Genomic DNA, 9,799 nt, shown 5'->3' on the forward strand with positions numbered 1-9,799 from the left:
TCTAGTCTAGGTATGTCTCTCTAGAGATCTCGTAATGCATGATATAAGGTCTGAAAACGGCTTCTTTTCTCTTGCCACATGCCTTGCTGGCTTAAGTCTGGTAGAAAGGTTTCAATGATTTTAGGTTTACCACACAGTTCTGACCATTTCTCTTCACCTTCAACCCCTAACGCTGCCAAGCGAGCAGCCCCCAAAGCAGGGCCAACGTCACCACCTTCACGGTAAACCATCTTAATAGCGAACATATCGGCCAACAGCTGCAACCAATAACGACTGCGCGCCCCTCCTCCAATAACATCGATACTGCCTTCAATGCTTTGCACTGAGCGAACCGCATCCAAACCATCCAATAGAGCAAAACCAACACCTTCTAATACCGCTTGCACTAAATCCGCTGCTGTCGTTTGATGCGTCATTCCCCAAAATACACCTTTGGCATCTGGGTCATTATGAGGGGTTCTTTCACCACTTAAATAGGGTAAGAAAATCACCGAACAAAAACCGTCTTTTGATCGACTCTCCGCTGCCTGTAATGCCTCTTGTACACTGTTAAACTTGGTCAAGTCAGCTACCCATTGTAGGCAACTGGCTGCACTTAGCATGACAGACATACTGTGCCAAGTTGACGAGATGGCGTGACCAAAACTGTGCAATGCCATAGCAGGATTCGCAACGAAACCGTCACTCACCGAAAAAATCACTCCGGAAGTACCGAGTGACATCATGGTTTGTTTGGGTTTAAGGATTCCCATACCGATTGCCCCTGCAGCATTATCTCCTGCGCCTGCGACCACTGGCACAACCGGCATTGACCATGATGTCGCCAGAGTTTCGTTGAGATCACCAGTGATACTCGTCCCCTCCACAACCTTTGGCATGTGCGTCAGGTTCAATCCGCACGCTTCTATTGCTGGCGAGCTCCATTGGCGAGTTTCCATGTCCAACCACAAGGTGCCAGAGGCGTCGGATACATCGGTGTAAAACTCACCTGTCATGCGGTAACGAAGATAATCTTTGGGCAAAAGCACTTTATCGATTTGAGCAAAAATATTCGCTTCATGCTGTTGTAACCACAGCAATTTGGGTGCAGTAAAACCAGGCATCACCAGATTGCCAGTAATGGCTTGTATATCAGGACAACGATTTTGTAGCTGCACACAAGCCTGATAGGAACGACCATCGTTCCATAAGATGGCAGGACGCAATACCTTCCCTTGTTTATCTAACAGTGTCGCACCATGCATCTGCCCAGAAAATCCTAATGATTGTACGTCTTTCAGACTGTGCTGTTTGGCCAAGTCTTGCATCGCTCGATCTGTGGCTTGCCACCAATCTTCAGGATCCTGCTCCGACCAGAGCGCTTGTGGACGCGACACCGTCAAAGCTACAGAACTGGAAGCTAAAATGTAGCCTGCTGTATTCATCAATACTACTTTGACAGCCGAGGTGCCAAGATCAATCCCAATAAACATAAATAGCCTAATTTTGAAATATTGTTTTTATTGTGTATTTTTGGTTTTTACATCTAACCAAACAGCCAGTAATAGAATGGCACCCTTTACAATTAACTGCCAAAAAGTGGGCACATCCAACATACTCATACCATTGTCCAGACTCGCCATGATCAAGGCGCCCATAATGGCACCAAATACAGTGCCGATTCCTCCCGCTAAACTGGTGCCACCAATCACACAAGCGGCAATGGCATCCAGCTCTGCCATATTACCAGCAGCAGGTGAGCCAGCGCCCAATCGTGATGTCAAAATCAAAGCGGCAACGGCCACCATAATACCGTTAACCCCAAACACCCACATTTTGGTTTTCTCAACATTGACGCCTGACATTCGACTGGCTTCAATATTGCCACCAATGGCGTAAACTCTGCGACCAAAAGCGGTACGTTTTGCAACATAGCTAGCAAGGAGAATTAATGCGCCCATGATAAGGATGGGAGTGGGAATACCGCGATAATTTTCTAAAATCCAAAGTAAACTCAGTAACACCAATACCACTACAGTGGCTTTACCATATTCAAATGGCGCACTTTGCACGGCCACCTGATGTCGTATTCTGGCGCGTCGCTTGCTGGAAACTTTTGCCAGTAGCCCCAGACAAATCAACGCAACCACACTGATTCCCCAAGCGGAGGGAATATAACTTTGGCCTATAACAGACAATGCAGAGGAAGTCGGTGCTACGGTTACACCCTCTGTTAACCCAACCAAGATACCGCGAAATGCCAACATACCAGCTAAGGTAACAATAAAAGAAGGTACCTTTTGATAGGCAACCCACCAGCCATTAAATAAACCCAATAATAATCCAGCACCTAAGGTTACAAAAATAGTCAGCATTATGGGCAAGTCGAACCATACATCTAAGATGGCAGCAATCCCTCCTAACAGTCCCATCATGGAACCCACTGACAAATCAATTTCAGCACTGATAATGACAAACACCATACCAATGGCCAACACTCCCACAATAGCGGTTTGACGAATCAGATTGGAAATATTACGTGAAGAGATAAACGCCCCTTCAGTCGCAATAGAAAAAAACACTAAGATCAAAAGCAAAGCCGCGATCATGGCTAACAATTGTAATTGACTGGTATTTATTATTTTAAGCATGCGACATACCTTCTTTTATTGCGCAATTCATTATCATTTCTTGAGTCAATCCTAAGTGATCAAACTGACCTTTTAACTTGCCTTCATGCATCACTAAAACACGATCACTTATGCCTATTACCTCAGGCAATTCTGAAGACACCATGATGATAGATACACCACTGTTAACCAGCTCAAACATAAGTTTATAAATTTCGTATTTAGCCCCCACATCAATTCCCCGAGTCGGCTCATCCAAAATCAATATCTTCGGTTCTGTTAAGAGGTATTTGGCGATGATGGCTTTTTGTTGATTACCACCACTCAAATGTTTAATAGCTAGGTCTGATGAGGCGGTTTTGACTGTTAACTTATCAATAAAATGTTCAATGTCATGCCTCTCTTGCTCTTCATCTATCCCTGAAATCGCATTGGTGTATCTAGCTAAGACAGGCAAAGTAATATTGCGTCCAACGGACATAATAGGAACAATACCATGCGCTTTTCGATCCTCTGGAACCATGGCAATCCCAGCGGCCAGAGCGTCACCTTGGCTGTTTATTTGAACAGGCTGGTTATGAAGGCGAATGGCCACAGAATACTGTCCGCTATAGCAACCAAACAAACATTGCATCAGCTCGGTTCGCCCCGAGCCAATTAACCCAGCTATACCAAGAATTTCGCCTTTTCTAAGCTCAAAACTGACATCATCCACTTGCGCACGACTGGCTCCATATAGGCGTGCATTGGCGTTTTTTACTTGCAGAATGACCTCACCTATAGGATGTTCTTGACGGGGAAATAAGGCTTCCAATTCACGTCCGACCATCATGCTAATAATGTCCGTTTGCGTTAATTCAGCAGCCGGCTGCGTGGCGATATGTTCACCATCGCGAATCACAGTAATCCAGTCAGAGAGACTTAACACTTCATCCAATTTGTGAGAAATATAAATACAGGCAATGCCTTGTTTTTTTAAGCTACGCACTATATCCAATAAAATCTCGGTTTCTTGTGAGGTCAATGAAGAAGTCGGTTCATCTAGTATCAACAGCTTCACTTCTTTGTTTAAGGCTTTCGCAATTTCCACTAACTGCTGCTGACCTACCCCTAATTCACTCAACAAAGTATCCGGTGAGACCGATAACTTAACGCGCTTGAGTAGCGCTCGAGCCTGGCGATACATACTTTCTTCATTCAGTCGCCAACTCTTACCCAGTTCATTACCCAGAAACAAGTTTTCCATCACGGTTAGCTCTTTAACTAACGCCAGTTCCTGATGAATGATCACGATACCTAACATTTCTGTATCACGAATTTTACTGGCCTTAACTTGTTGACCATCAAACCAAATGTCACCGTGGTAAGAACCATATGGCCAAACACCACTCAATATCTTCATCAAGGTCGATTTACCAGAACCATTTTCACCACATAAGGAAAGAATTTCTCCCGCTTCGAGAGAGATATCCACGCCATTTAACGCGCGAACACCAGAAAAGCTTTTAACAATACCGCGCATATCCAAGAGTTTTTGCTTCATTTTAGACACCTTATGAAAAGCAAATGGCGCTTTACAGCGCCATTATCTGGATTGATTACGGGTTATAAACTGCGGTTTTACTATGAAAACCATCCGCAATGACCGTCTCATCTAAATTTTCCTTAGTCACAGCAATGGGCTTCAGTAACACAGCATCAACATTTTTCTGACCGTTATTCACATACCCATCGCTCTGAATCGACTCACCACGGGCCAATTTCACCGCCATGGCTGCACTGGTTTCTGCCAATTTCGAAATAGGTTTGTATACTGTCATGGTTTGTGATCCCTGAACGATTCTACGTACGGCCGCGAGATCGGCATCTTGACCAGAAATAATGACTTTGCCGCTGAGTCCTTGTGCCGCCAACGCTTGAATCGCCCCTCCCGCAGTGGAATCGTTAGACGCTACCACCGCATCCACCTTATTAGCGTTGGCCGTTAAAGCATTTTCCATAATGTTGAGAGCGGCCTCAGCCGACCAGCCCATAGCCCACTGATCGCCAATAATTTGAATCTTTTTAGCCTCTATAGCGGGCCGCAGCACATTCATTTGTCCTTCACGAAACATCTTTGCATTGTTATCCGTTGGCGAACCACCCATTAAAAAATAGCGTCCCGTGGGCTTTCTTTTCAATAAGGCTTCCGCTTGCATTTCACCAACGCGGATGTTGTCGAAAGACACATACAAATCAATGTCAGCAAACTTGATCAGACGATCGTAAGCCAACACCTTAATGCCTTCTGCTTTGGCTTCTGCCAACACATTGCTTAGTACTTCACCATTTTCCGGTACGATCACTAACACATCAACACCACGAGAAATCATGTTTTCCACTTGTGATATTTGCGTACTCACATCACCGTTAGCAGATTGCGTGTAAACTCTTGCCCCTAATTTTTCTGCTTCAGCAGTGAACAAATCTCGGTCTTTTTGCCAGCGTTCGAGACGTAAATCAGACATTAGGAGTCCAATTTTTTCACCTGCTGCTAGGGTAGGAAAGGAAACGGCAAGACAAGTCGCCGCTAATAAACTAATTGATAGAACTCGTTTCATCTTCGTATTCCTTGTTATTTTATTTATACAGGAACTCCAAAGGAGTAAAACGAAATGTAAAGAGAAGTCGCTAAGAGGAAAATTATCTTTTTTTATTTAGCTCTAGCGTTTTTTATAAGGTCACACTGCTGTAGCCCACTACACAGTTACGTCCTTGATGTTTAGCACGGTATAAACACATATCTGCAAAATAGATTATCTCAGTCAAAGAACCACCCTGAGCCATATCACAAACACCGACACTAAAAGTAATTTGAATGCAGAAATCATTTGTTTCATAAGGCATAGCTTGCATTCGTTTTCGCAAGTCTTCAAGTCGACTTATCGCCTCTAGTTCATTCGTTTCCGGCATCAATAATAAGAACTCTTCGCCTCCCCACCGACTTAACGTATCTTGTGGCCCAATCCCATCATTGAGTACTTGACTCACATGTTTCAATACTTCATCACCGACATCATGGCCAAAAGAATCGTTCACTCCCTTGAAGCAATCAATATCGAATACCGCTATGCTGGAAATAGATTGGCTTTTTAAAATACGGCGATATTCCTCTCGCAGGGTATTTCCCATACCCCGCCGATTAGGCAATAAAGTTAATTCATCCAGCCTTGACTCATGTTCAAATTTTTCCATCAAGCCCTTCATTTTCATATAAGAGCTGTGTCGAGCCATTTCGTAAAAACCAGACAATGCCGCCGTCGTCAAATACGCAAAAATCAATCTACTTTTAAAAGCTTGTGGGTAAAAAGTTTGTAATAGGTGTCCCCAAACAAACAGCATCAACACCATCAAAACGACAAAGAGTAGATTAAGTATCATGCCCATTTTAAAACCGCAGAAAGCAAAGAAGACCGCGGGAAAAACAAATACCCATAAGGGACCGCTGTTGTTCACTCCACCAGAAGCAATCAAATAGGCTCCCAACAAAAACAAAGAAATGAGTGAAACATACTTGATTACACCATGAAATTTAGCGTAATTAGACTGGGTCAAAAACCAACTGCATAGGAACAATAAGCTACCAGAGACACACAAACTTATTGACAAGACAGTTAAACCTAAAAACCAAGCATTGATGCCAGTTGTCACCGCAATAATAGAACCCGCTAAACTAAATAAAGCCGATAGATACCTTTGATACCCAAAATCGCTTTCGCCAATTCTATTTTCTAATAATGTAAGATAGTGTCGAACTTTTTGCTTAAAGGACCCCTTCATATTCCTTGCCTACTAAATAAAGAATGATATCTCAGTGCAAAATGTCACTATTTTAAAGGATTATTCCTTTAAAATAGATGATTGATTCATTAATCTCTACCTTCTAATTCATAATTTTCATACTCTTTTCTATTGAAAATAAATCACTTAGCGACTTTTTCCTCAAGAAAAACTCTCAACAAGGACAATCATGTCATTCGTTCAAAAGCACAGTGGAATTTTGGTACTGGGTACCCTAGTTTTGTATTTACTGAGTCTGATCTTTAACAGTCTATTTGCTGCCTCTGCCATGATAGCCTGGTTAGCTAATTTATCCCTATGGAATAGCTTGAGTCGCGGCGCCAAGAGACAATCTTCTTTGTTATTCTTGATCGGTTTAAGTTGCTTACTGTTTGCCGCAAGTCGCGGAATATGGATGACCTGGCAGCAGGTTTTTGCGGCGAATTTACCCATGCTGGCCATGTTTGTTGCTGTGTCTTTTCTCGATCTCACCAATAATAAAGACAATGATGCCCCCTTACCCAAAGGTTCAAAAGCCATCTTCAACACAGCGCTTGGAGTTCAGGTTTTGGGGGCCGTGATCAATTTGTCCGTCATCATGGTGTTTGCTGATCGGATGAAAGGAAAATTTCAACTCAGCCCTACTCAGCAATACATACTGACTCGTAACTTTTCAGCAGCGGCTTGGTGGTCACCATTTTTTGTAGCAACCGGTGTTGCCATTACCTATTCCCCAGGTATGAATTGGCAAGAAACTCTACTGCCAGGACTGGTAATGGGCTTGGTCGCTATTATTTATTCGAGCATCGAAGCCAGCCACAGCAGTAAAAAACTATTTCGTGGTTATCCAATCCGCAAAGAAAGTTTAATTATTCCACTTTTCTTAGCCTGTGCAGTAATTTTGGCACATTACATTTCACCTGATATCAGCATACTCGTGTTAATTTCTATGATTGCCCCTAGCTCGGCTATCTTACTCATGCGTTCCAGACCAAGACAGAGCACCTTAATCCACTTTGTACGAGATAAATTGCCCCAAGTCGGTAGCCAGTTTGCCTTATTTCTTGGTGCAGGTGTTTTTTCAAGTGGTATCGCTGCGGTTATCCAAAGCTTTCCAAACGCCATAAACTTTGAAAACTTAGACTTTAATGCTTGGCTATTTGCTGGCATTCTCGCGGCCATGATCATAGCGGGTATAATTGGCATTCACCCTGTGGTTAGCGTTGCCATCATTAGTCCACTTTTGCTCCCCCTAGCCCCCAATCCTAGCCAACTTGGCTTTTTATTTCTCAGTGCTTGGGCCATTTCAGCTGGCAGCAGTGGTTTAACTGGCTTAGGCTTACTCATGACCAGTCGATACGGCATAACCACTAAGACCATTGTCAAAAACAGTTACCATTATGCGATCTTTATGTGGCTACTCTGTTGTTTGATCAATGTGTATTATTTTTAGCAGTCAATACTTATACCTATAGGTTTCTACTTCAAATGGTTTCTGAACCATTTTCTTGAATAAAAAGAGAACCAACGACCATTAGGGATAGATAAAGATTAAATCAGAAGTGGTTGCGGGAGCCATTTCTTGAATAGAAAGAGAACCAACCTATGAAGTGGTTGCGGGAGCCATTTTTTTGAATAAAAAGAGAACCAACGACCTTATGAAGTGGCTGTGGGAGCCATTTTCTTGATTAAAAAGAGAACCAACGACCTTACTTAAGGTTATAAATGGTTGCGGGAGCCATTTTCTTGAATAGAAAGAGAACCAACGACCTTACTTAACTTATAAATCTTACTTAAATGGTTGCGGGAGCCGGATTCGAACCAACGACCTTCGGGTTATGAGCCCGACGAGCTACCAGACTGCTCCATCCCGCGACAAATATAGTGATATAGCAAATCACTGTGCAATATATTGTATTGCTGGAACCATCTCCTTGAAGGAAAGTGAACCAACGACCTTACTTAAGGTTATAAATGGTTGCGGGAGCCGGATTCGAACCAACGACCTTCGGGTTATGAGCCCGACGAGCTACCAGACTGCTCCATCCCGCGACAAATATACTGCTATATGGTGATAAATGTTTTACTGTGCCAAAAATAAGTGGTTACTTGAGCCACTTCCTTTAATAGAAAGAGAACCAACGACCTTATAAGTGGTTGCGGGAGCCGGATTCGAACCAACGACCTTCGGGTTATGAGCCCGACGAGCTACCAGACTGCTCCATCCCGCGCCAGATTAGATCTAAAATAGATCTTTAACACTTATCTTTACTTCATTGCTTTATTGGAAGCACTTTTAATAAAAAAGTGTTAAACAACAAACTACTTATAAAGATTTATAAGTCGTTACGGGAGGCGCTTTCTCAAATTAAGAAGCGAACTAAGAGCTTCGAGTTATGCACCCGATAAGCCAATAAATAGTTTCATCCCGCATCAACGAGGTGCGTATTATAGGTAGATTAAATACAGAGTCAACACTATATTCATATTAAATTAATATAATAGATGTTTTGCACCTTTTTACACACTTATCTCAAGCTAATTTCAAGAAAAAACTTGAAGGGTCATCCAGTGTCTGCAAAAGTGTCGCTCATATTATGTTGCTTGTTGAGGAATTCTTTATGTCGAATCCAATTGAACAAATGCTGAAAAAATCTTCTATCCCTAGTGAGACTGAGGCACTACCCGGTCGTCACACAGCCATCCAAGTTTCGGGTATCCATGCCGTTAACGGTGAAAACTTTCTGAGAGAGAAAGCAAGTCATGAAGCAGAAATCATTCTTGGCATGGGGTGTTTTTGGGGCGCTGAGAGAAAGTTATGGAATATACCTGGCGTCGTGATGACATCCGTTGGTTATGCTGGCGGCTTCACACCTAATCCAAGCTATGAAGAAGTTTGTACTGGTCAAACAGGTCACAGTGAAGTGGTACAAGTGATCTACGATACTAAGCAAACCGACTTAGAAACCATTTTGAAAGTATTCTGGGAAAATCATGATCCTACTCAGGGTATGAGACAAGGCAATGATATCGGCAGTCAGTACCGCTCTGTTATTTACACCACTCAAGACCCAGATATAACCCTTTCTGAGCAAAGTAAAGCCACCTTTCAGAAAGCACTTTTGCAAAGCGGACATGGTATGATCACCACAGAAATAGAGCCACTGAAGACGTATTATCTAGCGGAAGAATACCATCAACAATATCTTCATAAGAATCCAAATGGATACTGTGGTTTAGCTGGGACAGGCGTCACTTGTCCAATTGGTTTAGCAAGATAATTTTATTGATACCCTTTGGTTCAAAAGAATTACAGGCATAAAAAAGCTGGCGTCGATTTTTCGATCACCAGCTTTATATTCAATGGGATG

General features: G+C 42.8%; 7 protein-coding genes and 3 tRNA genes. 2 read left to right on the top strand and 8 right to left on the bottom strand.

The features are described from left to right. Nucleotides 1–20: 20 nt before the first annotated feature. The 5 genes from xylB to ACXAH2_RS05595 form a co-directional block, all read right to left on the bottom strand. The gene (gene xylB, locus ACXAH2_RS05575) at nt 21–1,472 is read right to left on the bottom strand and encodes a xylulokinase (RefSeq protein WP_475077189.1); all 1,452 of its coding nucleotides are present in this window, start codon (nt 1,470–1,472) and stop codon (nt 21–23) included. Between the two features lie 27 nt (nt 1,473–1,499). Next, a complete protein-coding gene (locus tag ACXAH2_RS05580) occupies nt 1,500–2,630 on the bottom strand; it encodes a sugar ABC transporter permease (protein WP_475077190.1) in 1,131 nt (376 codons plus the stop codon). Continuing rightward, nucleotides 2,623–4,152: a xylose ABC transporter ATP-binding protein gene (locus tag ACXAH2_RS05585; RefSeq protein ID WP_475077191.1), complete on the bottom strand. Its 1,530-nt coding sequence runs from the start codon at nt 4,150–4,152 to the stop codon at nt 2,623–2,625. The genes ACXAH2_RS05580 and ACXAH2_RS05585 overlap by 8 nt, the downstream gene beginning before the upstream one ends. Nucleotides 4,153–4,207: 55 nt before the next feature. Beyond that, complete coding sequence (gene xylF, locus ACXAH2_RS05590; RefSeq protein WP_475077192.1) at nt 4,208–5,209, bottom strand: D-xylose ABC transporter substrate-binding protein; 1,002 nt, start codon at nt 5,207–5,209, stop codon at nt 4,208–4,210. Nucleotides 5,210–5,321: 112 nt separating this feature from the next. Then, nucleotides 5,322–6,428, bottom strand: a complete 1,107-nt coding sequence (locus tag ACXAH2_RS05595; RefSeq protein WP_475077193.1) for a GGDEF domain-containing protein — start codon at nt 6,426–6,428, stop codon at nt 5,322–5,324. Between the two features lie 190 nt (nt 6,429–6,618). Here ACXAH2_RS05595 and ACXAH2_RS05600 point away from each other — a divergent pair, with 190 nt between their 5' ends. Beyond that, nucleotides 6,619–7,881, top strand: coding sequence for a hypothetical protein (locus tag ACXAH2_RS05600; RefSeq protein WP_475077194.1), 1,263 nt, complete (start codon nt 6,619–6,621; stop codon nt 7,879–7,881). Nucleotides 7,882–8,226: 345 nt separating this feature from the next. On the opposite strand, the gene ACXAH2_RS05605 is transcribed toward ACXAH2_RS05600, so the two are convergent. From ACXAH2_RS05605 to ACXAH2_RS05615, 3 genes are all read right to left on the bottom strand, one after another. Continuing rightward, a tRNA-Met gene (locus ACXAH2_RS05605) sits at nt 8,227–8,303 on the bottom strand. A gap of 100 nt (nt 8,304–8,403) precedes the next feature. Beyond that, nucleotides 8,404–8,480 (bottom strand) — tRNA-Met (locus ACXAH2_RS05610). A 102-nt stretch (nt 8,481–8,582) separates the two neighbouring features. Continuing rightward, nucleotides 8,583–8,659: transfer RNA gene (locus tag ACXAH2_RS05615), tRNA-Met, on the bottom strand. Nucleotides 8,660–9,049: 390 nt separating this feature from the next. Between ACXAH2_RS05615 and msrA the strand changes: the two genes are divergently transcribed. After that, nucleotides 9,050–9,709 (top strand): peptide-methionine (S)-S-oxide reductase MsrA, encoded by a 660-nt coding sequence (gene msrA / locus ACXAH2_RS05620; RefSeq protein ID WP_475077195.1) that lies wholly within the window; start codon nt 9,050–9,052, stop codon nt 9,707–9,709. The last annotated feature ends 90 nt before the right edge of the window (nt 9,710–9,799 follow it).

Source organism: Marinomonas sp. ABL3_031 (assembly GCF_056161265.1).